The organism is Massilia rhizosphaerae (assembly GCF_016093545.1).
Lineage (GTDB): Bacteria > Pseudomonadota > Gammaproteobacteria > Burkholderiales > Burkholderiaceae_D > Telluria > Telluria rhizosphaerae.
The window spans coordinates 1-26,321 of sequence record NZ_JADKYX010000031.1 but is presented as its reverse complement, the minus strand read 5'-3'; the positions used below and the strand labels follow the sequence as shown (position 1 = coordinate 26,321).

The following is a 26,321-nucleotide window of genomic DNA, read 5'->3' as shown; positions in this document are numbered from 1 at the left end:
TTCATTTGAGAAATAAAACATTACGATATGAAACATTCGCTGTCCTTAGCGGCCCTCAAGGGCGCCGCCGGTTCGCGGCACCTCAGGGCTGCAGCCGATAACCGACCGCCGTCTCGGTGAGCAAGTGGCGCGGCTGCGCGGGATCGTCTTCCAGCTTCTGGCGCAGATGCCCCATATAGATGCGCACGTAGTGGCCATTGTCCGCGTTGGACGGGCCCCATACCTCGCGCAGCAGCTGCGGCGCGGTGACCACGCGGCCCAGGTTCGCGACCAGCACGGACAGCAGCTTGTATTCCGTCGGCGTCAGGTGCACGGGCTGGCCGTCGCGCTGGACCGTGCGCTTGTGCAGGTCGACCTCGACGCCCCCGAACACGATGCGCGCGGACGGCTCCCCGCCCGCCTTGTGCTGGCGCCGCAGCGCCGCGCGCACGCGCGCGAGCAGCTCGCCGATGCCGAACGGCTTGGTCAGGTAGTCGTCGGCGCCGGCGTCCAGCGCCGTGATCTTGTCCGCCTCGTCGATGCGCGCGGACAGCACGATGATGGGCACGGGGCTCCAGCCGCGCACGTCGCGGATCAGTTGCACGCCGTCGCCGTCGGGCAGGCCGAGGTCGACGATGATGAGGTCCGGCGTGCGCGTGCCGGCGTCGATCATGCCGCGCTTGAGGGTCTCGGACTGGTGCACCTGCCAGCCCTCGCCTTCGAGGGCCATCCGCACGAAGCGGCGGATTTGCGGCTCGTCTTCGACGATGAGGGCGACGGGTGCGGCGGATTCAATGTTCATGCTGGTCGGTTCGGGTGTCGTTGGTTTCGAGCTCGGGCAGCGGCGGCGGTTCGCCCAGCGGCAGGCTCAGTTCGAAGCAGGCGCCGGCGTCGGGCAGGTTCCAGGCGCGCATGCCCCCGCCATGGGCTTCGACGATGGCGCGGCAGATGGCCAGGCCCAGACCCACGCCGGCGATATTCGATTCCTGCTGGCCGCGCACGAATTTTTCGAAGAGCGCGTCCTCGCGGCCGGCCGGCAGGCCCGGGCCGTCGTCGGACACCGTGACACGCAGCCGGCCGTCGTCCGCGCACGCCGCCACCGTCACCGTCGCGTGGGGCGGCGTGTACTTGCCAGCGTTTTCCAGCAGATTGCATAGCACCCGCTCGAGCAGCGTGGCGTCGAAGCGCACGAGCGGCAGGCCGCGCGGAATGCGCGTGCCGACCGTGCGCGCCCCCAGCTGCCAGCGGCAGGCATGCAAGGCGCTGCCGATCGTCTCCTCGATCACCTGCCACTGCAGGTTGAGCTTCACGCCGCCGCTCTGGATGCGCGCCATGTCGAGCAGATTGGCGACGAGGGTGCTCATGCGCCTGGCCTCGTCGCGCAGGGCATGCGCCAGCTCCATCTGCGCGGCGGCCAGCGGAGGCCGGGACAAGGTCAGCGACTCGGACAGGCCGACGAGCCCCGTCAGCGGCGTGCGCAAGTCGTGCGACAACGCGGCCAGCAGCGAGTTGCGCAGGCGTTCGCCCTCCATGCGCACGACCGCGTCCTGCGCCACGTCCACGTAATGCACGCGCTCCAGCGCGATGGCGGCCAGCGCGGCGAACGCGTCCAGCAGCTCGCGCCGTTCCGGCACGAGCAGCGCCGCGACGTCGGGCACGCGCACGGCCAGCACGCCGCGCGAACGCATCGGCGCCAGCAGCGGCAGGTACAGGTAAGGGTTGCTGGGCAAGGTGGACGTCCCCGCGCCGGCCGGCGCCGCGTGGTCGAACGTCCACTGGGCGGCCGCCATGTCCAGCACGCTCAACACCGGCGCGCGCTCGTCCGCCTCGCAGCCGGGTTCCGGCCAGCGCAGCCGGCCGGCGTCGTCCGGCAGCAGGATGGCGGCGCGGGCGTCGAAACTGCGCGCGAGGAAGCGCCGGGTGATCTCGAACACCTGCTCCGTCTGCAGCGCGACCGACAGCGCGCGGGCGAATTCGTACAGCGCGCGCGTGCGCGCCTCGCGCCCGATGGCGGCCTGAGCCTGTTCGCGCAGGTCCGAGGTCAGGCGCGCCGTGATCCAGCCGACGGCCAGCATCACGGCCAGCGCCACCGTGTATTTGAATTCGCTGACGTCGTACTGGCGGCGCGGGGCCGCGAGCACCAGCGCGCAAAAGCCGACGAGCGTGGCCGCGATCGCCGGTCCGCGGCCCAGGCGGATCGCGACGAGGACCACGGTCAGCAGGAACAGCATACCGACGTTGGCGACGTCCAGCAGCGGCAGCAACGGCAGCGCGACGAGGGCCGTCGCCAGGCTGGCGCCGACGGCGGCCAGGTAGCGGCGCCGCGCCGGCGCGCCGTCGGGACGCGCATCCGGCGCGAGTCCGGCGGACGGCGCGGCGACGTCGTCCGCCGGCGCCGCGACTTCGACGAGATCCAGCCCCGGCGCAGCCCGCACCAGCCGGCGCGCGAACGGCGCTTGCCACCGCGCGGCCGCGGCCTCGCGCGCCAGCACGGCCGTCGCGCAGCCGTGGCGGCGCGCGTACGCGGCGGCGACGGCGGCCGCGTCGCGTCCTTCCAGCACGGCCGTCACGGCGCCCCGGCCGTGTGCCTGGCGCAGCAGTTCGAGCGTGCGCAGGCGCGCGGCCTCGCCGCGGCGGCGGGTCTGCGCATTCTCGACGAGCACCGCATGCCATGGCGCTCCGGACGGCGCGGCCAGTTGCGCCGCGCGGGCGACCGTGCGCTCGTCGGAAGCGTCGGCGCGGAGCACGGCGCACACGGCGCCGCAGCCGGAGGAAGTCGTCGATTCGGAATTCTGCATGCGAGGATGGTAAGCGATCGTCCGTAAAAGCGGCATAAAAATCGGATGCGTTTACGCGGCATTTACACGGGCCGTGCCACCATTTACGACAATTTTCGGCGCGCCGGCCTATCGTGACAGCCTTGTTCCACGAACCCCACGCCACCATGCCCTCCACGCTCGCGACCCTGCGCACCGCCCTGCTCGGCCGGCCCCTCGACCCGCTCCGCCAGGATACCCGCCACTCCCTCGCGCTCGCCGCGTTCCTCGCCTGGGTGGGCCTCGGCGCCGACGGCCTGTCGTCGTCCGCCTACGGTCCCGAAGAAGCGTTCAAGGCGCTGGGCGCGCACGCCCACTTCGGCCTGTATCTCGCCCTGGCCACCGCCGCCACCGTGTTCGTCATCGCGTTCGCCTACAACCAGGTGATCGAATTGTTCCCGACGGGCGGCGGCGGCTACCGCATCGCCACCGTGCTGCTCGGACCGCACGCCGGCCTCGTGTCCGGCGCCGCCCTCGTCGTCGACTACGTGCTGACCGTCGCGATCTCGATCGCGGGCGGCGTCGACGCGCTGTTTTCGCTGCTGCCGCTCGCCTTCCAGGGCTGGAAGCTGGGCGCGGAGCTGGGCCTCGTCGTCTTCCTGCTCTGGCTGAACCTGCGCGGCGTGAAGGAATCGATCCGGGTCCTGCTGCCGATCTTCCTCGGCTTCGTCGCCACGCATTTCCTCCTGATCGTGTACGGGGTGGCCGCGCACGCCGGGCACATCCCGGCCCTGCTGCCCGACACGTGGCGCGAAACGACGAACCTCGCCGGCCAGACGTCGTGGGTCTTCACGCTGGCCCTGCTGCTGAAAGCCTATTCGCTGGGCGGCGGCACGTACACGGGCATCGAGGCCGTGTCGAACAACGTCAATTCGCTGGCCGAGCCGCGCGTGCGCACGGGCCGCAGGACGATGCTGTACATGGCGTGCAGCCTCGCGTTCACGGCCGGCGGCATCATCCTGTTGTACCTGCTGTGGAATGCTGCGCCGCAGGATGGCCAGACCCTGAACGCCGTCGCCTTCCGCGCGATCCTGCGCCATGCGGGCCTCGACGGTCCGCTGCTCGGCGTGGCGCTCGCGGCGACCCTGGCGTGCGAGGCCGGCCTGCTGCTCGTCGCCGCCAATACCGGCTTCCTGGGCGGTCCGGCCGTGCTGGCCAACATGGCGCAGGACTCGTGGGTGCCGCACCAGTTCCGCTATCTGTCGAGCCGCCTCGTCACGCAGAACGGCGTGCTGCTGCTCGGCGTGGCCGCCATGCTGGTGCTGCTGGCCAGCGGCGGGCGCGTGGACCTGCTCGTCGTCCTGTACAGCATCAACGTGTTCCTCACGTTCAGCCTGTCCCTGCTGGGCCTGTGCCGCTACTGGCTGCGCCACCGCGGCGAGGCGCGCTGGCTGCGCCGCCTGCTGCTCTCGCTGTGCGGCCTCGCCGTCACCGCCGGCATCCTGGCCGTCACGGTCGTGGAAAAATTCATGGAAGGCGGCTGGGTGACCTTGCTGCTGACTGGCCTCGTCATCGCCGCCTGCCTGGCAGTGCGCGCCCACTATGCCGACACGCGCAAGCGCATCGACGACGTCGACGCCGTGTTCGCCGCCCAGCCGCGCGGCACGTGCACGGACACGCCGGCGCCGCGGCCGGACGCGCCGACGGCCGTGTTCATCGTCGGCAGTTCGCGCGGCGGCGGGCTGCATGCGCTGCTGTGGGTGCAGCGCATGTTCCCCGGCCACTTCAAGAACGTCGTGTTCGTGTCGGCCCGCAGCGTCGACGCCCACGCCTACGGCGGGGACGGCGCGCTGGGCGCCTTGAAAGCGCAGGCGGAAGCGACGCTGGACGACTTCGTCGGGTTCTGCCGCAGCCACGGCATCCCCGCCACGTCGCGCCTCGCGTTCGGCACGGACGCCGTCGCCACCCTGACGGACATGTGCCGCGACCTGGCCGGCGAATTTCCGCACGCCGTGTTCTTTACGAGCCGGCTGGTGTTCCAGCGCGATAACCTGTTCACGCGGCTGCTGCACAACCAGGCCGCGCTGACCATCCAGCGCCGCCTGCATTTCGACGGGCTGCAGATGATCATCCTGCCGATGAAGGTGTGAGGACTCGGCCGGACACTCAGCCGAACAGCTTGAGCGCCGTCCGCGCCACCAGCTCGCCCTGGTGGCGCGCGCCGTCCAGCTCATTCTTGCTGGGCTGGCGCTGGCCCTGGCCGCCGGCGATGGTGCTGGCGCCGTACGGGCTGCAGCCGGTGATCTCGTCCAGGGTCATCTGGCCCGCGAAGCTGTACGGCAGGCCCACGACGACCATCCCGAAGTGCAGCAGGTTCGCGATGATCGAGAACAGCGTCATCTCCTGGCCGCCGTGCTGGGTCGCCGTCGACGTGAACGCGGCGCCCACCTTGCCGTTCAATGCACCCTTGGCCCACAGGCCGCCCGTCTGGTCCAGGAACGCGGCCATCTGCGACGGCATGCGGCCGTAGCGCGTGGGCGCGCCGATGACGATGGCGTCGTAGCCAGGCAGCTCGTTCACGGTCGCGACGGCCGCCGGCTGGTCGAGCTTGAAGTGGCCGTTGCGGGCCACGTCGTCCGGCACCGTTTCCGGCACCCGTTTCACGTCCACGGTCGCCCCTGCGGCGCGCGCGCCTTCCGCCACCGCGTTCGCCATCTGTTCGACGTGTCCATACGTCGAGTAATACAGCACCAGTACCTTGGCCATGCCCGCTCCTTCGGCGCGTCGCGCATCAATAGTTGTTGACGTTTCGGATCGCTTTGTCCACCGATATGACATCGTATTTGTAGCAGGTTATCGAATTGACCGTATCCCTGGCGCCGGGTTGGAAATACTGGCCCCAGGCGACGTCGCTCGCGAACAGGTCGGACAGCATCGCCATCACTTCGGTGACCGTCCATTTATCGCGATAGCCCCTGCTGAGTTGCGGGACCATGGAGTTCTGGACGTACTGGCGAAAATTGTAGCCGATCCGCCCCTGCACCGGCGGATTGGGCGCCTCGAACGCCATGAATATCGTATAGGATTGCTCGCCCGCGGCAGTGTCGTACCAGGCGACAAGCACGAAGTGATGGATGGCGGGCGCGGTCTGCAAATGCCACACCGCCGTTTCCGATTGGGACCCGCCGAAACCGATCGCCGCCGCCATCTGCATCCTGCTCGACGCCGCGGTCAGTGTCGTCGGACTCCTGTCGTCCATCACCCTTCCATACACGGCCTGCCCGATATCGACCGATACTCGCGGACAGCAGCTCGCCGCCCACAGCTTGGTGTTGTTCTTGAGTGCGTCCCTCAGTGCCGTGCTCATGCGAAGTCTTCTCCCGGTTGGATCGATTGGATGTGGTGGTGTGGATGGACGACGCGCGCGCTCAGGCGCACACGCGTTCGTCCGGCAAGCGGTATGGCGACGCGCGCGCCCAGTCGAGCAGTTGCCCGGCCGGCATCGGCGCCGCCACGTGGAAGCCCTGGGCCTCGTCGCAGCCGAGGGCCTGCAGCGCCTCCCAGATGCGCGCATTGCTGACGCCTTCGGCGACGACGCGCATCCCGAGGTCGTGCGCCAGGTGCACGGTGGACTTGACGATGGACGCCGCGCGCCCGTCGTCGATCATCTGCATCGTGAAGCCGTGGTCGATCTTGATGACGTCCACGGGCAGACGGCTCAGGTAACTCAGCGACGAATAGCCCGTGCCGAAATCGTCGATGTACAGCCGGAAGCCCATGCCGGACAGGCGTTCCAGCTCGGCGATGCTCTCCGCCGGATTCTGCATCAAGCTGCTCTCCGTCATCTCCAGCCCGATCAGGCCCGCGCACGAGCCGTGCTGCTCGAGCAGTTCGCGCAGGTGCTCGGACAGCGACAGCGCCGCGATGTCGCGCGCCGACAGGTTCACGGCGATGGGCAGGCGCACGCCCTGCGCGCGCCACGCCTCGCACTGGGCCACGCTGCTCTCCAGCATGTGGCGCGTGAGGACGTGGATCAGGTCCGTCGCCTCGATCAGCGGCATGAAGGTCTCTGGCCCGATGCAGCCCTTGTCCGGATGGACCCAGCGCACGAGGGCTTCGGCGCCGACGATCTCGCGGCCGTCCATCGTCACCTTGGGCTGGCAGAACAGCTGGATCTGGCCGGCCTCGATGGCGGCGCGGAAATCGCCGATCAACGCCAGGCGATCCGGCGTGTGCGGGTCGTCCTCCGCCGCGTAGACGGCCACGTTGCGCGCCATGCCGGCCGCCTGGTACAGCGCGATGTCGGCCTTGCGCAGCAGCGTGTGGTAGTCCAGGCCCTGCAGCGGCGCGAGCGCGATGCCGATGCGCGCGCCGATCTCGTACGAGATGCCCGCCACCGAGAACGGCGCCTCCAGCGCGCGCAGCAGATGCTGGGCCCAGCGCCGCGCCTCTTCCTCGTCCGCGCCGTCCAGCACGACCGGAAACCGCGCGTCGCAGCGCGCCACGACGCCGGCCGCGCCGACGACGGCGGCCAGCCGGTCCGCGACGAGCGCCAGCAGCACGTCGCCGTACATGTGCGTGAGCGCGTAGTTGACGTCGCGGAAGCGGACGAGGTCGACGATCAGGCAGGCCAGCCGCGCCGGGCTCCGCCCCCGTCCGGCGCCGCGCCGCAACTGGGCCAGCCGATCCTCGACCTCGCTCTCGAACAGATTCATGTTGGGCAGGCCCGTCACCGTGTCGTAATAGGCCAGCCGGCGCACATCGTCCTCGGCGCGGCGGCGTTCCGTGACGTCCTGCACGAGGCCCAGCATCTTGACGGCGCGCCCGCCGGCGTCGCGCCGCACCTCGGCCACGGAATGCAGCCAGCGCACTTCGCCGTCCGGGCGCACCAGCCTGAATTCGATGTCGTACTTGTGGTCCGGGTCGTGCAGCGCGCGCTCGCGCGCGCGCTCCGCCATGGCGCGGTCGTCCGGGTGGATGCGCGCATGGATCTCGGCCGTCGTCACGGGCGTGTCCTCGGGCCGGAACCCCATGATGCGGTAGCCTTCCGGCGACGCCGTCACGTGCGGATCGCTCGCCGCGTCCCAGATCCAGTTGCCGATCAGCGCCAGCGACTGGGCGCGGTGCAGCTCGTTCTGGGTGTCGCGCAGCTGGACCTCGGCCTCGACGTGGCGCGTGACGTCCTGCAGGACGACGAGGACGGCGTCGCGTCCGCCGTATTCGATGGCGGCGCGCTGCAGGATCGCGTGGTGGACCTCGCCGCCGGCGCCGCCGACGCGCCGCACGCGCGCGTGCAGGCGGCAAGTCTCGGGCCGGAGGACGCCGGCGCGTTCCCGTCCGGGGCGCAGGTACAGGTCGGGCAGGCGCATGCCCAGCAGGCGCGCCCGGGGATAGCCGAGCAGGTGCACGACGGCGTCGTTGACGTCGAGGATCTCCTGCGACACCGGATCGCACACGAGCATGGACAACCGGGTCCCTTCGAACAAGGGCCGGCACCATGCGCTCGCATCCGCGCGCGGGGACTCCGAAGCCATGGCTTTCCTTTCCGTGCAATGAAGGACCACCTTCGAGTATAGCGTAATCATTGATAACAAAATGTCATCAAAGACCTGTCAAGATAGACAGGTAGGCCACTTTTCGGCCATCCTCCAGAATTCCCGGCCCCGGCCCCGCCGCAGCCGTTTTCTTCTTCCGATGGAGTGCACATGACCAATACCGTACGCTGGGGTATCCTCGGCACCGGCAGGATCGCCCGCGATTTCGCGACGGCCCTGCGCGACACGCCCGGCGCCAGCCTGGCCGCCGTCGCCTCGCGCGAGCGCGCGACGGCCGTCGAATTCGGCGACGAATTCCAGATTCCGCTGCGCCTGGCCGGCTACGACGGCCTGGCCGCCTGCGCCGACGTCGACCTCGTCTACATCGGCACCCCGCATGCGCTGCACGCGGAGAACGCGCTCGCCATGCTGGCCGGCGGCAAGGGCGTGCTGTGCGAAAAGCCGTTCGCGCTGAACCGCGCCCAGGCCGAGCAGGTCGTCGCCCTCGCGCGCAGCCGCCGCGTGTTCCTGATGGAGGCGATGTGGACGCGCTTCATGCCCGCGTTCGACGAAGTCAAGCGCATCCTGGCGTCCGGCGTGCTGGGCGAAGTGTCGCAGGCCAGCGCCGATTTCGGCTTCGCGGCTACGGGCGGGCCGGCGTCGCGTCTGTTCGATCCGGCCCTCGGCGGCGGCGCGCTGCTCGACGTCGGCATCTATCCGCTGTCGATCACGGCCTATCTGCTGGGCCCCGTGGAAGCCGTGCGCGCCCAGGCCGAACTGGGACCGACGGGCGTCGACCTGCAGACCGTGTTCACGCTGCGCCACGCGGGCGGCGCGCTGTCCACGTGCGCCTGTTCGCTCAAGGCGCGCACGCCGGGCCTCTTGACGCTGTCCGGCCGCCACGGCCAGCTGCGCCTGGACGCGCCGTTCCACCGCCCGCCCACGATCACCTTGACGGTGGCCGGCGAAGCCCCGCGCACGATCGCCACGCCCTACCTCGGCAACGGTTACGTCCACGAGGCCATCGAGGCGCAGCGCTGCTGGCGCGAGGGCCTGATCGAAAGCCCGGCCATGACGCACGAGCAGACCTTGCACCTGATGGGCGTGCTGGACGAGATCCGCAAGCAGACCGGCGTCAAGTATACGGGGGACTGAGCGTGCGGGCGCGGCGGGCGGTTGACATGAACGGGCGGCGGAGGCATACTCGCCGCTGTTAGCGCTATCAATCGAGGCGGACGCAGAGCTGCCCACCACAATCACCGGAGACGCAGATGGCCAGTCCGACCGCTTTCCCTCATCCCGCCGCGCCGCCCGGAGCCGCGCAATGACGGCCGCCCTCCCCCGCGCCGCCACCGGCGCCGCTGCCGGCGCGGCTCACGCGCCGCTGCCCTGGCGCGAAAAGCTCGCCTACGGCGTGGCCGACATGGGGTTCAATTTTTACTGGACCAACATCGCCACCTTCCTGCTGATCTTCTATACCGACACCTTCGGCATCTCGGCGGCCGCCGCGGCCACGATGATGTCGGCCATCAAGATCATCAACGCGTTCACCGACCCGCTGATCGGCGCCGCCGCCGACCGGACCAGCACCCGCTTCGGCAAATTCCGCCCGTGGCTCGTGTGGATGTGCGTGCCGCTGGCCGGCGCCGCCGTGCTCACGTACACGACGCCGGACCTCGCGGGCGACGCGAAACTCGCCTGGGCCTACGGCACCTACCTCCTGATGATGGTGTGCTACACGTGCGTGAACATCCCGTACAACGCGCTGTCCGGCGTGATGTCCGCCGATCCGCAGCAGCGCTCCACGATCAACGGCCTGCGCTTCATCTTCGCGTTCGCCGGCAGCACGCTCGTGACGGCGGCCACGCCCGACATGGTGCGCTGGCTCGGCGCCGGCAACGCCACGCGCGGCTGGCAATTGACGATGCTCGTGTGGGCCGTGGCGGCGTCGCTGCTGTTCGTCCTCACCTTCTTCAATACCCGCGAGCGGATCGCGCCGCCGCCGGGGCAAAGGAACGCCGTGTGGCGCGACGTGCGCGACCTGGCCGGCAACCGGCCGTGGATGGTGCTGTTCTTCCTCGCCCTGATCATCATGGTCACGATCACCTTGCGCACCGCGAGCGCCGCGTACTACTTCAAGTACGTCGTCGGCCGCCCGGACCTGATGCGCGCGTTCGTCCCGACCTACATGGTGACGGCCGCCATCGGCGCCGCGCTCACGCCGCTGCTCACGCGCCTGGTCGACAAGAAAACGCTGATGATCGTGCTGATGAGCGCGACCGCCGTGCTGTCGGCCGCGTTCTACGCCGTGCCTCCCGACCAGGTCGGGTTGATGTTCGCGCTGCAGGCGGGCCTCGGCCTCGTGCTCGGCCCGAAGTCGCCGCTGGCGTTTTCGATGTACGCCGACACGGCCGACTACAACGAATGGCGCACGGGCCGGCGCGCCACCGCGATGACCTTCGCCGCCGCCACGTTCTCGCAGAAGCTGGGAACGGCGGTCGCCGTCGCCGTCATCGGCTCCGTGTTCACGGCGCTCGGCTACGTGCCGAACGCCGTGCAGGGCAGCGGGTCGCGCGAAGGCATCGTCTGGCTCATGTCCTTCATCCCGGCGGCGTTCGCCGTCGCCGCCGTGGCCGTCATGTGCTTCTACAACCTGAACGACAAGCAGCTGGCGCGCATCCAGGCCGACCTGGACGCGCGCAAGGCCGCGCCCTGAACCCACGAGGAACCACCATGCTGCAACCGACCGAGAACGGCGCCCGCTACGATCTCGCCAGCCCCACCGCCATGCCGAACGCGGGCGGCTTCCTGTGGAATCGCCGGATGATGATCCAGGTGACCTGCCGCGGCTATGCCACCGCCCAGTTCATGCAGCCGGAGCCGGCCAAGTATTCGCACGCGCCGAACCTCGAGGCGAAGACCTTCATGCAGCCGGAGCAGGCGTATTACGCGCACCATCCGGGCCGCTTCTTCTACGTCAAGGACGAGGAGACGGGCGAGATCTTCTCGGCGCCGCACGAACCCGTGCGCGCGGCGCCCGACCGTTTCGCGTTCTCCGTCGGCCGCGACGACATCGCGTGGACCGTGGAAAAGCTGGGCATCCGCGTCGACCTGCGCCTCGCCCTGCCCGTCGACGACGTGGCCGAGCTGTGGACCTTGACGGTCACGAACGTGAGCGGGCGAACGCGCAAGGTCAGCGTCTATCCCTACTTCACGATCGGCTACATGTCGTGGATGAACCAATCGGCCGAGTACCGCGCGGACCTGCAAGCCGTCGTCGGATCCAGCGTGACGCCGTACCAGAAGCTGCAGGACTATTTCAAGAACAAGGAGTTCAAGGACAAGACGTTCCTCGCGTGCGAGACGGCGCCGGATGCGTGGGAAGCGAACCAGGGCCGGTTCGAAGGCGAAGGCGGCCTGCATGCGCCGGACGCGCTGCGCGCCGACGCGCTCGCGGGCGGGGATGCACGCTATGAGACGCCGGTGGCCGCCGTGCAGTACCGCCTCGACCTCGCGCCCGACGCGGCGGCGACGCGCCGCTTCCTGTTCGGCCCCGCGCGCGACGACGCCGAGATCGCGGCCATGCGCGCGCGCTACCTGAGCGCCGACGGCTTCGCGGCCGCCGCGCGCGACTACGCCGCCTACGCCGGCCAGGGCGCCGGCTGCATCGAGATCGAGACGCCCGATCCGGCGTTCGACAACTTCGTCAACCGCTGGCTGCCGCGCCAGGTGTTCTATCACGGCGACGTGAACCGCCTCAGCACCGACCCGCAGACGCGCAACTACCTGCAGGACAATATGGGCATGGCGTTCGTCAAGCCGGCCGTGGCGCGCGCCGCGTTCCTGCACGCGCTGTCGCAGCAGGCGCCGAACGGCGCGATGCCGGACGGGATCCTGCTGTTCGAAGGCGCGGAGCTCAAGTACATCAACCAGGTGCCGCATACCGACCACTGCGTGTGGCTGCCCGTCTGCCTGCAGGCCTATCTCGACGAGACGGGCGACGCCGCCATCCTCGACGAACCGGTCACGGGCCCCGACGGCACGACGCGCGCCGCCCACGAGCGCATCGCGCTGGCGATGGACTGGCTGCTGCACAAGCGCGACCACCGCGGCCTCTCGTACATCGAACAGGGCGACTGGTGCGACCCGATGAACATGGTGGGCTACAAGGGACGCGGCGTGTCCGGCTGGCTGACGGTGGCCGCCGCGTACGCGCTGAACCTGTGGGCCGACGTGTGCGCGGCACGCGGCGACGCCCGGGCCACGGACCACTTCCGTGCCGGCGCCGCCGCCATGAACGCGGCCGCCAACCGGCACCTGTGGGACGGCGCCTGGTACGCGCGCGGCATCACGGACGACGACGTCGTCTTCGGCGTGCGCGCCGACGCCGAGGGCCGCATCTATTTGAATCCGCAGAGCTGGGCCTTCCTCAGCGGCGCCCCGGATGCGCGCCAGCGGGACGCGATGCTGGCCGAGATCGACGCCCAGCTCGACACCCCGTACGGCGTCCAGATGTTCGCGCCGCCGTACAGCGCGATGCGCGAAGACGTCGGGCGCGTCACGCAAAAGCATCCGGGATCGGCCGAGAACGGGGCCGTGTACAACCACGCGTCGGTGTTCTACGTCTACAGCCTGTACCGGATCGCCGAGCCGGACCGCGCCTGGAACGCGCTGCGCAAGATGATCCCGGGCCCAAGCATGGACGATTACCTGCGGCGCGGCCAGCTGCCCGTGTTCATCCCGAATTATTATCGCGGCGCGTGGAAGGAATATCCGCGCACGGCCGGGCGGTCCAGCCAGTTGTTCAACACCGGGACCGTGTCGTGGGTTTACCGCGCCATCGTGGAAGGCTTGTGCGGCTTGAAGGGCGACGCGACGGGGCTGGTCGTGGATCCGCAACTGCCGTCGCACTGGCCGGCCATGCGCGTGCGCCGGTTTTTTCGGGGGGCCACATTCGACGTCACCGTGACGCGCGGTGCGGTCGGGCGTACGACTGTCGTTTGCGACGGGAAGACGTTGGCGGTTGCCCATATCGGCGGGATCGTGGCGGGTCGCACGTATCGCGTCGAGGTGACGGTGCCGGATCAGGTCGGCCGGGGATAAAGCACCGCGGACAGCATGGCGAATAATTCGTTGAGCCGCAGGCTGCGCATCGCCGCGCCACATGCGTTAACTCGATGATACGCATGACCGCTACAACTTGTAGGGTGGGCACCCCGTGCCCACCCTACTGGGATAGTCTCCAAGACCGTCGCCCCTGCGAAGGCGCGATAGCGCGAACACAGCCAAAATAAAGGCTGTGTTCTCGTTACTTCGACAAACGATGGCCTAACCGAACTGGGCTGCAGCACCCAGCAGATGCGCAGGCGTGGTCAGCGTTCGCGCGTCCAACACCCGCTGCCATCCTGAGTAATTGATCAGATAGCGGCTCGCGACGCCGCGGAACCGGACCAGCCAACTCTTGAAGCGGCTGTGCCAGCTGTTGACGTTCTGGATGTGGATCGCGCCGCGTACCCGGATGCCCGCCTTCACGTTCACCCACTCGTGCGTGATGCCCGCTTGCGCGGCGAAATGCCGATAAGCGACGGCACCGTCGCTTATTAGTAACACATCGGCCGGCAGCACCGGCTTGAGGCAACAATCCAGTTGCGCCGCCGTCACTTGACCTCGTCCGGTGTGAAAATCAAGCGTCCGCCCGTTGCGGTCGCGCGCGACGAGCAGGCAATCGTTTTCTCGATTGATGCCACGTCGTCTCGCCACGCCGCCGCGCTTCCTCGGCTTGCGCGTCAAGTGACGCGAGCCCTTCTGCGATTCGAGCCGATACGTTTCGTCCGCCTCGACGATGGCCGACAGCGTCGCAGGCCGGTCGCGCATCGCGCCGGGCACGAAGCGATGGCGCCACCGGAAGCTGGTCGTGCGGTGCACGCCGACGACGCGCGCCGCGTCACGGACCGTACGCGATTCAAAGATGCATTGCAGATACGTCAGCCAGCACTCTTTTTTGCGCAGCCGCGCGAGCGGCGTGCCCGTCAGCGCGTTGTAGCTGCGGCCACAGCCGAGACAGCGAAAGCGCTGCAAGCCGCTGGCCTGGCCGCAGCGGTGGACGTGGCCACAACCGCAGCGCGGACAGGGCCGACCTCTGGCGACGGCCTCGATCAGCGCGATGCACTCCGTGGGATCCGCGATGTTCGCGATCCATGCCCGCAACCGGACCAGGTCGGTTGCCGACAACGGTACCGCGGTCAACGTCGCAAAGATTTCGTCGAACTGCAGGCTGCGCATCGTCGCTCCCATGAGTTAACTCGACGATGCGTATGACCGCTGCAACCTGATTCCGTTCGCAGAATTAACGCGAACACAGCCCAAAAAAATGAGCCGGGAGCACAGCTGCGCCCAGCTCTAAGAGGAGATATGTGAAGAGTGCGCAGCCCCCCACGCACCCATATCACCTGGAGCGCGCCGAGCTGGTAGCGCTACCAAGTAACGTCACCAGTGTAACGTTTCCACAGAAAATGTAAAGGTCAACCGGATGATTATTTCGCGATCCGGCGCGCGCACCGCTTATGTGCTTTCGCGCTCGCGCAACGTAAAGCCGAGGTCGATGCGGCGCTCGCGCGGCTCGCGTCCGGCGATCACCTCCAGCAGCAGCGACGCCGCCTCGTAGCCGATGCGGTAGCGCGGCGTGTCGATCGTCGTCAGCGACGGCACCATCCATGCGGACGCCGGCAGGTCGTTGAAGCCCGCGATGGCCACGTCCTGCGGTACCCGGATGTCGTGGCGCTGGCAGTAATAGATCGCGCCGTGGGCAAGGTCGTCGTTGCAGAAGAACACGGCGTCGCAATCCGGCAGGGTCTCCAGCGCCTGGCGCATCAGTTCGGCGCCGAGGGCGATGGTGGACGGGTCCCGCACCATGATCTCGAGCCGCGGATCCGCGAGGCCGGCCGCCTGCATCGCCTGGCGGTAGCCGTCGGCGCGGCGCAGCGTGCGCTCGTCCAGCTGGGCGCCCACGAAGGCGATGCGCTTGTAGCCGCGCTCGATCAGGTGGCGCGTGATGGCGTTGCCGGCGTCGTGCTGCGAAAAACCGACCGACAGCTCGCCCGGTTTGTCCGCCAGGTCCATCATCGACACGACGGGCATGCGCGACGCGGCGAGCATGCGTTCCACCTGCGGGCTGTGCGTGAGGCCGGACAGCAGGATGCCGTCCGGATTCGATTGCAGATAGGTGAGCAGCAGCTTTTCTTCCTCCGCGTCGGAATAGCGGGTATTGCCGATCAGGAGCTGGTACTGCCCGTGTTCGATGGCGTCATGGATGCCGTCCAGCACGGCCGTGAACACGACGTTCGACAGCGACGGCACCAGCGCGACGATCACGCGCGACTGCGCCGACGCGAGCGCGCGGGCGGCGCGGTTCGGCACATAGCCCAGCTCGACGACGGCCTGCTCCACCTTGGTCCGCGTCGCCTCGGACACCAGCTGCGGCTGGCTGAGCGCGCGCGACGCCGTCATCGTCGATACGCCCGCGTGCGCCGCCACCTCTTCCAGCGTAGTCCGCCCCGTTCCCCTGACCTTACCTGTACTGCTTCTGCTCATTGTCTTTTTTGTATTTACTGGCCCGCCACGCGAGCCGACCATGGATTCCGCCACGGATTGAATATTTTGTCAATGTTTTCGGGCGCATTCGTCCCCACTTTGTGCGACATGTCCTACAGTCTTCTGACGCTTATTCCGATTGTCGGCCCTGGCAGGCGGCCTACCATGGTGTCTCACGCAGCAACCAAGGAGACCATTATGCCGAGCAACCGGGACAACAAGGGCAAAGGGACGAAAGGCAGCAACTACGACGACCTGAGCGGCGCCGGCAAGACGGGCGCGACGGGCAACCAGCAGAATTCCGACCTGGCCAGCGGGCCGGGCGACAATGCGCAGCGCGGCGACTGGGGCAGCCGGCAAAGCGGCGGCCTCGACCAGGGCAACCAGGCCCAATCCGACCTGGGCAGCGGCCCGGGCGACAATTCCCGCCGCGGCAGCCAGAACCGCAATCGGCAAAGCGCCGATCTCGACCGCAGCCGCCAGAGCGACAACCTCCAGGGCGACACCCTCGGCGGCAACATGCAGAGCGGCGGCCAGGGCAGCCGTTCCAGCAGGCGCCAGCTGGACCAGGACGACCTCGATTCGGACGAATCGCTGGAGCGCTGACACTTTCCATCTCATCCGGCCCGCCCACACGGCGGGCCCCGTTGCGCGCACCAAAATGTGGCATTTGCGCGTCAGCGCGTAAAGAATTGCCGCACGGACTGATATAATCCGGCCGCTCTGCCCCCGAGCGCCACTGGAATCCCATGATGAACGCGCCGGCCCCGCCCGCCTCCGCCGCAGACTACATCGCGCACATCGATCTCGCTTTCGAACTGATGGTCGTCCTCGACGCGTCGGGCCGCATCGTGCGCGCCAACGCGGCCGCCGGCGACATGCTGGGCTATACGCCGGCCGAGCTGGCCGGCATGCCCGTGCGCGACCTGCTGCATCCGGACGAGCACGCGGCCCTCGACGCCCTCGGCGCCGACATGGTGGCGGGCCTGCCCTGCCGCGAACGCGAGCTGCGCTGGCGCCGCAAGGACGGGCAGCCGATCTATCTGTCCGTGTCGGCGCGCTGGTCCACCGGCGCGCGCCTCGTGTACGCGAGCGCGCGCGACGTCACGGCGCACCGCGCCGCGCGCGAGGAACTCAAGCGTTCGCGCGAGCGCATGAACGCCATGCTCGAAAGTATCGGCGACGCCTTCTTTGCCATCGATCGCGACTGGCGCATCATCTACGCCAACCGCAAGGCCGGCGCCTTCATCGGCGTCGACGTCGAACCGAACATCGGCCGCCACCTGCTCGACATCGCCCCCGCGCTGGAAGGCACGGAAAACCTCGACCATTACCGGCGCGCGATGGACAGCGGCGAACCGTGCTTCTACGAAGTGTACTGGGAACCGTCGGCCAGCTGGCTCGAGGCGCGCATCTATCCGACGGCCGACGGGCTGTCCGTGTACTTCCACGACATCACGGCCAAGCGCCGCGCGGCGGACGCCGTGCGCAAGAGCGAGCAGCGCTTCCGCAACCTGTTCCAGCAGGCCGGCGACAGCATCGTGATCGCCGACCGCGACCTGCGCATCGTCGCCGCCAACGGCCGCGCCTGCGCCCGTTTCGGCTACACGGAAGCGGAATTCCTCGACCTGCACGTGCGCGACATCGACGGCCACCACGCCTACACGCCCGGCCTGCTCGCCAGCCTGCGCGACGGCCACACGCACCTGCTGCGGATGGCCAAGCGGCGCAAGGACGGCACCCGCTTCCCGGCCGAGGTGCACATCTCGCGCTTCGAGGACGCCGGCCAGGAATACTTCCAGGCCATCGTGCGCGACCTGACCGAACGCGAGGAAGCGGAGCGCCAGCTGCGCGCGAGCGAGCAGCGGTTCCGCGACGTGATCGAGATGACGCCGGCCGGCTACGTGCTGGCCAGCGCCGACGGCCGCGTGCTCGACGTCAACCCGGCCCTGTGCGGCCTCTCGGGCCACGCGCGCACGGCGCTCGTCGGCCGCACGCTGGACGACCTGTTCGTCGCCTTCCCCTGGCACACCCTGTACGCGCACGACGCCCGCGCCCCGGTGCAGGGCGTGGAAGCGATCCTGCTGCACGCGCAGGGCGGCCACGTGCACGTGCTGTTCAACGGCAGCGTGCGCCGCGACGCCGCCGGCAACGTGGAGAGCGTGACGGGCCTGATGAGCGACATCACCGACCGCAAGCAGGCCGAAAGCCGCCTGCGCCAACTGGCCACGCACGACACGCTCACGGGCCTGCCCAACCGCGCGCTGCTGCACGACCGCGTGCAGCACATGCTGGACACGTGTCCGCAGGGCCGCACGGTGGCCGTCATGTTCCTCGACCTCGACCGCTTCAAGGAAGTCAACGATTCGTTCGGCCACGAACTGGGCGACGCGCTGCTGTGCGAAGTGGCGGCGCGGCTGCGCCGGGTGATGCGGCCGGGCGACCTGATCGCCCGCCTCGGCGGCGACGAATTCGTCGTCGCGGTGGAATGCGGCGGGGCGACGGATGCCGGCGTCATCGCGCAAAAGCTGCTCGACGCCCTCGGCCTGCCGGTGCGCGTGGGCGGCCAGGAGGTGACGGCCGGCGCCTCGATCGGCATCAGCCTGTTCCCGCACGACGCGTCCACGCGCGAGCTGCTGTTCCAGACGGCCGACACGGCCATGTACGGCGCCAAGCGCGCGGGCCGCAACCGCTACCGCTTCTTCGAGCCGGAAATGACGCTCGCCGCGCAGGCCCGCATGGCGCTCGAGATGGCGCTGCGGCCGGCGCTGGGCCGCGACGAGTTCGAGCTGCACTACCAGCCGCGCATCGACCTGCGCACCATGCAGGTCGTCGGGTTGGAAGCGCTGATCCGCTGGAACAGCGCCGATCTCGGGCGGGTGTCGCCCGGCGAGTTCATCGGCATCGCCGAGGAGACCGGCCTGATCGTGCCGATCGGCCGCTGGGTGCTCCACGAGGCGTGCCGCCAGGCGCGCAGCCTGGTCGACGCCGACGGCCGCGCCCTCCGGGTGTCCGTGAACGTGTCCGCGCGCCAGCTCGCGCAGGCGGGATTCGTGGACGAGGTGCGCGGCGTCCTCGCGACGACCGGCCTGCCGGCCGACTGCCTGGAACTGGAGCTGACGGAAAGCGCGCTGATCGAGGACATGGCGCGCACGGCCGCGATGCTGGACGAGCTGCGCGTGCTGGGCGTGAAGCTGGCCGTCGACGACTTCGGCACGGGCTATTCCGGCCTCGCCTACCTGCGCCGCTTCCACATCGACGTCCTCAAGCTGGACCGCTCGTTCGTGCTGCAGGCGGACGGCCGCATCAGCGCCTTCGACTTCGTGAAGGCGTTCGTCGACATGGCGCACGCGCTCAAGCTGTCGGTCGTGGCGGAAGGCGTCGAGACGGCCGAGGTGCTGGACTTCCTGCGCGCCGCCGACTGCGACGAAGTGCAAGGCTACCTGATGGCGCGGCCGATGCCGTTCGACGTCCTGCGGGCCTGGCTGGCCGCCGCGTCCGAAAGCTAGCACGGCCGCACATCTGGCATTGTCGACAATATTGCGACCCGCCGCCGCCACGCCAAAGCGTTATACTGGTGCGCACAATTATAATTTCATATGACGGAAACGCAACGCCCCGCCGGGCACGGCGCGCCCGGCACCACCACAGCATGAGAATCAGCAAAGAGAAGGCCGCCGACAACCGCACCGCATTGATCCGCGCGGCCAGCAAGCTGTTCCGCGAACGCGGCATCGATGGCGTCGGCGTGGCGGAGATCAGCAAGGAGGCCGGCCTCACGCACGGCGCCCTGTATGCGCACTTCCGTTCGAAAGAAGAGCTGGCGCTGGAAGCCCTGTCGTATGGCCTCGACGAGGCCAATTCGCGCATGTACTCGAGCACGATGGACGGCATGCCCGACCTGGCGCGCTTCCTCGACCACTACCTGGCGCTGGAAACCCGCGACGACTACGGCAGCCGCTGCGCGATGGCGGCGTCGGCCAGCGAGATCGGGCGCCAGGACAAGGCCATCAGCGCCCGTTTCGCGGAAGGCTATATGGTGATGGTGCGGGCGTTCGAGCGCCAGATCGCGCAGAACGATCCGGGCGGCGACGCCCTCGGCCGGGCCATGGTCGTCGTGGCCACGCTGATCGGCAGCCTGGCCGTGGCGCGCGGCGCCGCCAAGGGCAACCCGGCCGTGTCCGAGCAGGTGCTGGCCGCCGCACGGCGCCATGTCGACGAACTGATGTGCGCGCGACCGGCGGCGGCGGACGAACGGCCCGCCGCCTGAGCGCCCGGTGCCGGCCTACTTCGTGACGCCGATCGGCGTCCTGTGGCCGTTCTTGAACGTGTACAGCGTGAGCACGCCGTCCCGGATGTCGCCGTGGGCGTCGAACGCGATGGTGCCGGTGACGCCGGGATAGCGCACCTTCGCCAGCGCCGGCAGGTAGACCGCAGGCGCGCTGGAACCGGCCTTGTCCATCGCCTGCGCGAGCGCCATCACGGCGTCGTACGAATACGGCGCGATGATCTGGACGTCGATGCCGTAGCGCTTTTTATAGTCGGCGCGGAACTGGTCCATGCGGGCCCTGCCCTTGGCTTCGACGCCGCCCGCCTCCGCGCACACGACCTGGCCGTCCGCCATCGTATTGCCCGACAGCGGTGCCATGGCGTCCGAGCAGATGCCGTCGCCGCCCATCATGCGCGCGTCGATGCCGAGCTGCTTCATCTGGCGCAGCATCGGGCCGGCCACGGCGTTCATGCCGCCGAAGAACACGAGGTCGGGGTGGCTGGCGCGGATGCGCGTCAGGATGGCGGCGAAGTCCGTCGCCTTGTCGTTCGTGAATTCGCGCGCGACCGGATGCACGCCCTGCGCGCGCAGGCTGTTCGTGAATTCCGCCACCAGGCCCTGGCCGTACGCCGTGCGGTCGTCGACGACCGCGATGCGGCGCGCGCCCATCGTCCCCACGGCGTAGCGGCCGAGCGCGCGGCCCAGCTGGATGTCGTTGGCCACGACGCGGAACGCCGTCTCGTACCCCAGCTGCGTGTACTTGGGGTTCGTGGCGGACGGCGAGATCTGCGGGATGCCCGCGTCGTGATAGATCTTCGCGGCGGGAATGGTCGTGCCGGACGTCTCGTGGCCGATCACGGCGTTCACTCTCGCGTCCGCCAGCTTCTGCGCGGCCACCGTCGCCGCCTTCGGGTCGCCGCCGTCGTCTTCCGGCACGAGCACCCATTCGACCTGCTTGCCGCCGATCGTCGCGCCGCGCGCGTTCAACGCGTCGACCGCCATGCGCGCGCCGTTTTCGCTGTCCTTGCCGAAGTGGGCCACCGGACCCGTGACGGCGGCCACGTGGCCGATCCTGACGGTGTCCTGGGCCGTGGCCAGGCCTGCCGCGGTCAACGCCGCCACCCACAACGCTCGCTTCTTCATTCCATCCCCATCTAAAACTATGATTCTTTATACCAAATCGATAGGGTAGCGTGGATGAGCCGAATTCACAAGCGGCGCGAAGCCAGGCACAATGGGGTTTTGGACTTCGAAGTTCACGATGAACGCCGACTCTCCGTCACCGCTTCCCCGGCTCGGCGCCGCCACGCTGCTGCGCGCCCTGTTCAAACACCCGCGCCGCCTGAACGGCGTACCGACGCCCCGCACCACCTACGTCCTCGACCGCATCGACCCGCGCCAGCTGCGGCGCTACCGCCAGGCGCTGGGGTTCCACGACGAGGGGATTCCCCTGACGTATTACTACCTGCTGGCCCAGCGCGCCCACGTCGCGACCATGCTGGACGACGCCTTCCCGTTCCGCCTGCCCGGCACCGTGCACACGGAAAACGCGCTGCGCGCGCTGGCCGAGCCGCGCCGCGACCTGCCGCTCGAGCTCGCGACGACCGTCACCATCCGCCCGCCGGCCGAGAACGGCGCCGTCGTCGCGGAACTGGACACGGTCGCGCGCCAGCAGGGCACCGGCATCTTCACGTGCCGCAGCACCTATCTCGTCGTGCGCGGCCAGAAGGGCCCGCGCCGCGGCCGCCACGACGCGCACGACCTGCCCGTGCTGGCCGGCTGGCGCCTGCCCCGCAACACGGGCCGCGCCTATGCCCGCATCTCGGGCGACTGGAATCCAATCCACCTGTGGACGTGGTCGGCGCGCCTGATGGGCATGCAGCGCCCGATCATCCACGGCATGCACACCCTCGCGCGCGCCTGCGCCGAGCTGGAACAGGCGTGCGGCCGCCGCATCCTCGCGCTGGAAGGCCGCTTCCGCGCGCCGGCGCCGCTCGGCAGCGAGCTGGTGCTGGGGGCCGACCTCGCGGCCGGCAGCTTCGCCGTGGCCGGCGGCGGGCGCGTGGTCGCCGAAGGGAGCTTTCGCAACGTTTGATTTAGGTCAAGGAAATTGCGTCGCGACTTCGCCATCCTGAGATCGTCCCACCGGACGCTCAGGAGGAAATCATGTACGACCGCATCCTCGTCCCCACCGACGGTTCCGACGTGTCCGCCGCCGCCGAACGGGCCGCCATCGCCTTCGCGCGCGCGCACGGCAGCGAGATCGTCGTGCTGGCCGTCGGCCAGCCGCAACCGCCCATCGTCGCCGCCGAAGCCGCGATGGCCATCGATCCCGGCCTCGACGACGAAGTCCTGCTGGCCGCCGCCAACGAACACGCGCGCCGCGTCGCCAAGGCGGCGGAAACGGCCGGCGTGCGCTGCACCCCGCTCGCGCTGCTCGACTATTCGCCGGCCGACGCCATCCTCGCCACGGCCGAAAGCCGCAACTGCGACCTGATCTTCATGGGCTCGCACGGCCGGCGCGGCCTGTCCCGCCTGCTGGCCGGCAGCGTCACCCAGAAAGTGCTGGCCGACGCGCACGTCCCCGTCCTCGTGATGCGGCCCACGCCCAAGCCGGACCACGGCAAGGCCGCGGCGGGGGGATAAATCGTGTACCGGCGCATCCTCGTCGCCGTCGACGGCACCGAACGGTCGGCCGCCGCGCTCGGCGCCACGTTCGGCCTCGCGCGGCTGACCGGCGGCACCATCGTCGGCGTGCACGTGACGACCGAATCGCCGTTCACGGAGCCGGGCCTGATCGGCTCGCCGGTGCACGACGCGTTCCGCGCCGAGTCGGAACGGCAGGGCCGCGACGCCCTCGCCTACGTGAGGCGGCGCGCGGCCGATGCGGGCGTGCCGTGCGAAACGATCCTCGCCCCGCCCGGCCCCGCCTGGGAAGGCATCGTCGCGACGGCGCGCGAACGTGCCTGCGACGTGATCGTGATGGCCTCGCACGGCCGCCACGGCGTCGCCGCCCGCCTGCTGGGCAGCGCGACGCACAAGGTGCTGGTCCACTGCGACATTCCGGTGCTCGTCGTGCACTGACGCGGCGCCGGCCACGGCTCACGCGGCCGAACCGCCCAGGCGGCGCAGATGGTCGCGCCACATCGCCACGCGGTCGGCCGACAGCGCATGGGCGCGGCCGATGAGCGTCGTGCGCACGGGTCGGATGCCCGCCCGTCCGAGGATCTGGCGCCGCATCAGGCGCACCCCGTGGCCGCCATATCCCCACCGGTAGACGACGGCCGGCATGCCCATGCTGACGACGAGCCGCGCGCTGCGCCCGCCCAGCAGCCCGGCGCCGAACGGCCGCTGCGGATCGTCCATGAAGACGCCGGGCCGGGTGACGTGCTCCAGGAAGCCGCGCATGAGCGCCGGCATGTCGCCCATCCACAGCGGATAGACGAACACGAGGTGGTCCGCGTGCTGGATCGCGCTCTGGACGGCCGCCAGTTGCGGCGGCGGCGAGCCATGCCACCATTCCGACGGGCTGGTGAGCAGCGGGAAACTCAGCCGCGCCGGTTCGACGACCTCGACCTCATGGCCGGCGGCGCGCGCGCCGTCCTCGTAGGCCTGGGCCAGCGCGTGGCACAGATGCGGACGATGGCAATCCGGATGACCCTGGATCAATAAGATGCGTGCCCCCATCAGCGGCCGCCGTGCTCAGGTTCGACTTGTACGACGCTCATTTCTCGCTTTCGACATGTATTCCGTCAACTAGGCTAACTGAACACAACGATGCTACGTTGCGAGATATCAAAGGTCAGGGATTTTTTCGTGTTACCGATAGTCTAAGAATAATCCGACTTCCTGGCTCGCAACGAGGAGAACACGATGCCGTCCAGCCGCGCCAGCGCGCACCGCCCCCGCGCCATCTGCGCCGCCCTGCGCCATGGGCGCAAGATGCTGTGCCGGCGCATCGCGGCGCTGGCGGCCGTCCCGGACGACGTGCTGTGCCGCGACTTCGCCGCGCTGGCCGCGGCCGTTGAGGCGACGTTCCGCCATGAGGAATCGATCATGGAAGCGCTGGGCTACGCGCATCTGCACGAGCACCGCGAAGAGAATGCCGTCGTCCTCGCGGGCCTGCACCACGCGCTGCCGGACGTGGAACGGGGCGACCATGCGCTGGGCCGCCAGGTACTGACCGCGCTGGACGAGGTACTGGCACTGCACCGGCTGTCCGACGAACTGGCGCTGACCGTCGCGGCGCGGCCCGCCGGCGCGCGCGCGGGGCCGGGCGGCGCTCGCCACGCTGCACGTCGCCACATACCGCCCGCACGGCACGCCGCATGAGGGCCCAGCCGGGCCCCACAGGTAGCGCGGACGGCTGTGCCGTCCGCCCTACCGGTCACCGCCGGCGCAGGCTTGCGACGACGACGCCGGCCAGGATGACGGCGAAACCGGCCGCATGGTACAGGTGCGGCGGTTCCTTCAGCAGCGGCCACGCGGCCAGCGTCGCGAACAACGGAATCAGGTACACGGTCAGGCTCGCCCGCGCGGGTCCGGCCGCCGCCACGAGGCGGTCGAAGAAAAAGTAGGCGCCCAGGCTCGGCACGACGGCGAGGAAGGCCAGGGCCAGGTACAGGCGGCCGTCGGCGAAATCGGCCACGGTGCCCGTCGCCGCTTCGAGCACGGCGAACGGCGCCAGCACGAGCGCGCCGCCGCCGATCAGCGCGGCCAGCTTCACGGTGGCGGGCAGCGGCGGCAGCGGCAGCCGTTTATTGAACACGGTGTAGAACGACCAGCCGCACGCGGCCAGCACGACCCACAGGTCGCCGCGGCCGAATTCCAGGTGCCCCAGCGCCGTCACGTCGCCCTTCGACAGCACGACCAGCACCCCGAGGATCGCGAGGAACAGGCCGCCCGCCTGGCGGCGCGACAGCGGCGCCTTCCACACGAGCGTCTCGATCATCGTCACGAGCGCCGGACACGCGGCGAAGATGATGCCCACGTTCGCCGCGCTCGTATGGCGGGCGCCCACGTATTGCGGCGCAGTCGCGAGACCCATGCCCAGGCCGGCCAGCAGCAGGATGCGGCGCCAGTTCGCGCGCAACGTGCGGCGCAATGCCCACAGGCGCGGGCCGCACGACGGCAGCAGGATCAGGAAGGCCAGCATCCAGCGCCCGAATGCGAGGAAGACGGGCGGGATGCCCGCGCCCTGCGCCCAGCGGGCGACGACGAGATTGGCCGCGAACAGCGCGGGGGTGATCAGCATGAGCGGCAGTTCGGCTGCGAAGGGATCACCCCGGTAGCCGGCGCCCGCCCGTGATATTGCATTCGACACGAGGACTCCTGAACGAAAAGCGGCCGGCGCAGGCAAGCCCGGATCGGGATTGCCTGCGCCGCAAAAAGCTGGTAAGCGTGCAGCAATCTTAAGGGAGCAGGCGGAAAATGTGCTTCTCTTCGATAGCGATAACAGGGCCGGCTTCAGAAGAGTCTTCCAGCGATCTGCTGGAATACGGATAAAATATCTACGCGTATCCAAAAACCACGAAGGAAGCACTCAGATGAAAGACGGCCAGCTGGACGAGACCGACCGCCAGATCCTGCGCGCGCTCAGCCGCGACGGGCGCATCAGCAACCAGAAACTGTCGGAGACGGTGCACCTGTCGCCGACGCCATGCTGGCACCGCGTCAGGGCGCTGGAGGAAGCCGGCTACATCACCGGCTACGTGGCGATGCTGGACCAGCGCGCGCTGGGGATGCCGGACACGGTGATCATCGAGGTGACGGTCGACCGCCACGACGACGAAATCTTCACGGCGTTCCAGCAGGCGCTGGCCGACCTGCCGGAAGTGATGGAGGCGTATCTGCTGTCGGGGGAATACGACTACCTGATCAAGGTGGCCGTGGCGGGGACGGAGGGGTACGAGCGCTTCCTGCGCCAGAAGCTGTACAAATTGCCGGGAGTGACGCGAACGCGCTCGACGTTCACGTTGCGGTGCCTGAAGCGGGCGCCGTCCGTGGCGCCTTGATACGCGTCAGCTCGGGAGCTCCCTACGGGCAGCTGTCGTAGGGTGGGCACCCCTGTTTGGCACAGATACATAGTGGACACTTGTCTAGAGACATAGTTGACACCTTTTATCATCATTGCAACTTCGTTATTTGGAGCTTGCAATGCCTTGGAAGGAGTCGTCAAAAATGTCTTCTCGA

At 69.1% G+C, this 26,321-nt stretch carries 22 protein-coding genes; 12 read left to right on the top strand and 10 right to left on the bottom strand.

Annotation, left to right across the window (positions count from 1 at the left end; genetic code table 11):
• Positions 1-82: 82 nt before the first annotated feature.
• Together kdpE and ISF28_RS29510 are read right to left on the bottom strand one after the other, a co-directional pair.
• A complete protein-coding gene (gene kdpE / locus ISF28_RS29515; protein WP_198120749.1) occupies positions 83-781 on the bottom strand; it encodes a two-component system response regulator KdpE in 699 nt (232 codons plus the stop codon).
• Entirely contained in the window at positions 771-2,777 is a 2,007-nt protein-coding gene (locus tag ISF28_RS29510; RefSeq protein WP_198120748.1) for an ATP-binding protein, read from the bottom strand. The genes kdpE and ISF28_RS29510 overlap by 11 nt, the downstream gene beginning before the upstream one ends.
• Positions 2,778-2,923: 146 nt before the next feature.
• Between ISF28_RS29510 and ISF28_RS29505 the strand changes: the two genes are divergently transcribed.
• Positions 2,924-4,885 carry an APC family permease gene (locus tag ISF28_RS29505; RefSeq protein ID WP_198120766.1) on the top strand — a complete coding sequence of 654 codons (1,962 nt, stop codon included), beginning with the start codon at positions 2,924-2,926 and terminating at the stop codon, positions 4,883-4,885.
• 16 nt (positions 4,886-4,901) lie between these two features.
• Here ISF28_RS29505 and wrbA read toward each other — a convergent pair whose 3' ends face one another.
• The 3 genes from wrbA to ISF28_RS29490 all read right to left on the bottom strand — a co-directional run bounded on the left by wrbA (position 4,902) and on the right by ISF28_RS29490 (position 8,269).
• The gene (wrbA, locus tag ISF28_RS29500; protein WP_198120747.1) at positions 4,902-5,501 is read right to left on the bottom strand and encodes an NAD(P)H:quinone oxidoreductase; all 600 of its coding nucleotides are present in this window, start codon (positions 5,499-5,501) and stop codon (positions 4,902-4,904) included.
• Positions 5,502-5,526: 25 nt separating this feature from the next.
• Positions 5,527-6,102, bottom strand: coding sequence for a hypothetical protein (locus ISF28_RS29495; protein ID WP_198120746.1), 576 nt, complete (start codon positions 6,100-6,102; stop codon positions 5,527-5,529).
• Between the two features lie 61 nt (positions 6,103-6,163).
• Positions 6,164-8,269: a putative bifunctional diguanylate cyclase/phosphodiesterase gene (locus tag ISF28_RS29490; protein WP_198120745.1), complete on the bottom strand. Its 2,106-nt coding sequence runs from the start codon at positions 8,267-8,269 to the stop codon at positions 6,164-6,166.
• 171 nt (positions 8,270-8,440) lie between these two features.
• Between ISF28_RS29490 and ISF28_RS29485 the strand changes: the two genes are divergently transcribed.
• The 3 genes from ISF28_RS29485 (at position 8,441) to ISF28_RS29475 (ending at position 13,372) form a co-directional block, all read left to right on the top strand.
• Positions 8,441-9,424 (top strand): Gfo/Idh/MocA family protein, encoded by a 984-nt coding sequence (locus tag ISF28_RS29485; RefSeq protein WP_198120744.1) that lies wholly within the window; start codon positions 8,441-8,443, stop codon positions 9,422-9,424.
• A 169-nt stretch (positions 9,425-9,593) separates the two neighbouring features.
• Complete coding sequence (locus ISF28_RS29480; protein ID WP_198120743.1) at positions 9,594-10,985, top strand: MFS transporter; 1,392 nt, start codon at positions 9,594-9,596, stop codon at positions 10,983-10,985.
• Positions 10,986-11,002: 17 nt separating this feature from the next.
• Positions 11,003-13,372 (top strand): GH36-type glycosyl hydrolase domain-containing protein, encoded by a 2,370-nt coding sequence (locus ISF28_RS29475; protein ID WP_198120742.1) that lies wholly within the window; start codon positions 11,003-11,005, stop codon positions 13,370-13,372.
• Positions 13,373-13,597: 225 nt separating this feature from the next.
• Here ISF28_RS29475 and ISF28_RS29470 read toward each other — a convergent pair whose 3' ends face one another.
• Together ISF28_RS29470 and gntR are read right to left on the bottom strand one after the other, a co-directional pair.
• On the bottom strand, positions 13,598-14,551 hold the full coding sequence (locus ISF28_RS29470) for an IS1595 family transposase (protein WP_198120741.1): 954 nt from the start codon (positions 14,549-14,551) through the stop codon (positions 13,598-13,600).
• 279 nt (positions 14,552-14,830) lie between these two features.
• Positions 14,831-15,859 (bottom strand): HTH-type transcriptional regulator GntR, encoded by a 1,029-nt coding sequence (gene gntR, locus ISF28_RS29465; protein WP_198120740.1) that lies wholly within the window; start codon positions 15,857-15,859, stop codon positions 14,831-14,833.
• Positions 15,860-16,057: 198 nt separating this feature from the next.
• Between gntR and ISF28_RS29460 the strand changes: the two genes are divergently transcribed.
• From ISF28_RS29460 to ISF28_RS29450, 3 genes are all read left to right on the top strand, one after another.
• The gene (locus ISF28_RS29460; RefSeq protein ID WP_198120739.1) at positions 16,058-16,465 is read left to right on the top strand and encodes a hypothetical protein; all 408 of its coding nucleotides are present in this window, start codon (positions 16,058-16,060) and stop codon (positions 16,463-16,465) included.
• A 143-nt stretch (positions 16,466-16,608) separates the two neighbouring features.
• Positions 16,609-19,368, top strand: coding sequence for a bifunctional diguanylate cyclase/phosphodiesterase (locus tag ISF28_RS29455; protein WP_198120738.1), 2,760 nt, complete (start codon positions 16,609-16,611; stop codon positions 19,366-19,368).
• Positions 19,369-19,511: 143 nt separating this feature from the next.
• On the top strand, positions 19,512-20,129 hold the full coding sequence (locus tag ISF28_RS29450) for a TetR/AcrR family transcriptional regulator (protein ID WP_198120737.1): 618 nt from the start codon (positions 19,512-19,514) through the stop codon (positions 20,127-20,129).
• A gap of 15 nt (positions 20,130-20,144) precedes the next feature.
• On the opposite strand, the gene ISF28_RS29445 is transcribed toward ISF28_RS29450, so the two are convergent.
• Positions 20,145-21,272: a branched-chain amino acid ABC transporter substrate-binding protein gene (locus tag ISF28_RS29445; protein ID WP_198120736.1), complete on the bottom strand. Its 1,128-nt coding sequence runs from the start codon at positions 21,270-21,272 to the stop codon at positions 20,145-20,147.
• 118 nt (positions 21,273-21,390) lie between these two features.
• On the opposite strand from ISF28_RS29445, the gene ISF28_RS29440 reads away from it, so the two are divergent.
• The 3 genes from ISF28_RS29440 to ISF28_RS29430 all read left to right on the top strand — a co-directional run bounded on the left by ISF28_RS29440 (position 21,391) and on the right by ISF28_RS29430 (position 23,213).
• Positions 21,391-22,224, top strand: a complete 834-nt coding sequence (locus ISF28_RS29440) for a MaoC family dehydratase (protein WP_198120735.1) — start codon at positions 21,391-21,393, stop codon at positions 22,222-22,224.
• A 71-nt stretch (positions 22,225-22,295) separates the two neighbouring features.
• Positions 22,296-22,775 carry a universal stress protein gene (locus ISF28_RS29435; RefSeq protein WP_198120734.1) on the top strand — a complete coding sequence of 160 codons (480 nt, stop codon included), beginning with the start codon at positions 22,296-22,298 and terminating at the stop codon, positions 22,773-22,775.
• A 3-nt stretch (positions 22,776-22,778) separates the two neighbouring features.
• Complete coding sequence (locus ISF28_RS29430) at positions 22,779-23,213, top strand: universal stress protein (protein WP_198120733.1); 435 nt, start codon at positions 22,779-22,781, stop codon at positions 23,211-23,213.
• A gap of 18 nt (positions 23,214-23,231) precedes the next feature.
• Here the strand turns inward: ISF28_RS29430 and ISF28_RS29425 are convergent, their stop codons facing one another.
• On the bottom strand, positions 23,232-23,816 hold the full coding sequence (locus tag ISF28_RS29425) for an NAD(P)H-dependent oxidoreductase (RefSeq protein ID WP_198120732.1): 585 nt from the start codon (positions 23,814-23,816) through the stop codon (positions 23,232-23,234).
• 186 nt (positions 23,817-24,002) lie between these two features.
• Here ISF28_RS29425 and ISF28_RS29420 point away from each other — a divergent pair, with 186 nt between their 5' ends.
• Positions 24,003-24,461: a hemerythrin domain-containing protein gene (locus ISF28_RS29420; protein WP_198120731.1), complete on the top strand. Its 459-nt coding sequence runs from the start codon at positions 24,003-24,005 to the stop codon at positions 24,459-24,461.
• 55 nt (positions 24,462-24,516) lie between these two features.
• Here the strand turns inward: ISF28_RS29420 and ISF28_RS29415 are convergent, their stop codons facing one another.
• On the bottom strand, positions 24,517-25,383 hold the full coding sequence (locus ISF28_RS29415) for a DMT family transporter (RefSeq protein ID WP_198120730.1): 867 nt from the start codon (positions 25,381-25,383) through the stop codon (positions 24,517-24,519).
• A gap of 292 nt (positions 25,384-25,675) precedes the next feature.
• On the opposite strand from ISF28_RS29415, the gene ISF28_RS29410 reads away from it, so the two are divergent.
• The gene (locus tag ISF28_RS29410; RefSeq protein WP_198120729.1) at positions 25,676-26,143 is read left to right on the top strand and encodes an Lrp/AsnC family transcriptional regulator; all 468 of its coding nucleotides are present in this window, start codon (positions 25,676-25,678) and stop codon (positions 26,141-26,143) included.
• Positions 26,144-26,321: the final 178 nt, after the last annotated feature.